Genomic DNA, 1,159 nt, shown 5'->3' with positions numbered 1-1,159 from the left:
AAAAGTGCGGTGGATTTTGGGGTGGTTTTTGCACGGCTTTTTCTTTAGAAAAATTCGGTGCGAAGATATTTTGTCCGGCTGCCGCACGATTGGGTTTAGGACTCCAACCCTTGTGATAAGTGGGAATAGGCTCACGCACTTCATTTTCTTGCGGATTTTCAACCGCACTTTCTTTTGGCTCAGCGAGCGGGACGGAGAGTTGGCTTTCCAATGCGTGGCTGATACCTTCATAAATAAAATCGTGAATGAGGCGTTGTTGGTGAAAACGCACCTCGTGTTTTGTTGGGTGAACGTTTACATCCACCTCGTGAGGATTGAGATCAATAAATAATACAAACGCAGGGTAGCTTTCGTTAGGCAAATGCTCCGCATAGGCTTGGCGAATCGCGTGAGTAATGACTTTATCACGCACCATACGCCCATTGATATAGCAATAACTTAAATCATTTTGTGATCGGCTAAAGTTGGGTGTAGCAATCCATCCGTAAAGATGGAGATCGTCATATTTCCAATCAATACGCAGTGCATTTTTGACGAATTCATCACCGCAAATTGCCGAGACTCGTTTGAGTTGTTGGGGAAGATCGCTCGCCGGACGATATTGACGAATCACTTTGCCATTATGGGTGAGGGTAAAAGCGATATTAAATTTTGCCAGTGCAATGCGGCGAATGACTTCATCAATATGAGCAAATTCGGTTTTATCGGTCCGCAAGAATTTACGGCGGGCAGGGGTGTTGAAAAACAAATTCGCTACTTCTACCGTGCTGCCGACAGGATGTGATGCCGGTTTGATGGTGGTTTCCATATCACGCCCTTGGGCATATACCTGCCAAGCTTCCTTTTGTTCAACGGTACGTGAGGTGAGGGTTAAACGGGAAACGGAGCTGATACTCGCCAGCGCCTCACCACGAAAGCCTAAGCTTAAAATTGACTCGAGATCTTCCAAATCCGCAATTTTACTGGTTGCGTGACGGGCAAGAGCTAGGCTTAATTCTTCTTTGGGAATGCCGCTGCCGTTATCACGAATACGGATAAGCGTTGTACCACCATTTTCAATATCTACTTGGATTTTATTGGCTCCGGCGTCCAAACTATTTTCTACCAATTCTTTCACCACTGAAGCAGGACGTTCCACCACTTCACCGGCGGCAATTTG

At 46.1% G+C, this 1,159-nt stretch carries 1 protein-coding gene; it reads right to left on the bottom strand.

Annotated features, from left to right (window positions below):
• Positions 1–1,159 (bottom strand): DNA mismatch repair endonuclease MutL (gene mutL / locus BKK47_RS12235; protein WP_143529636.1); only part of this gene is annotated, 1,159 nt, incomplete at both ends.

This window comes from Rodentibacter mrazii, from assembly GCF_001998825.1.
GTDB classification, from domain to species: Bacteria; Pseudomonadota; Gammaproteobacteria; order Enterobacterales; family Pasteurellaceae; genus Rodentibacter; species Rodentibacter mrazii.
This window is presented reverse-complemented; position numbering and strand designations above follow the sequence as displayed.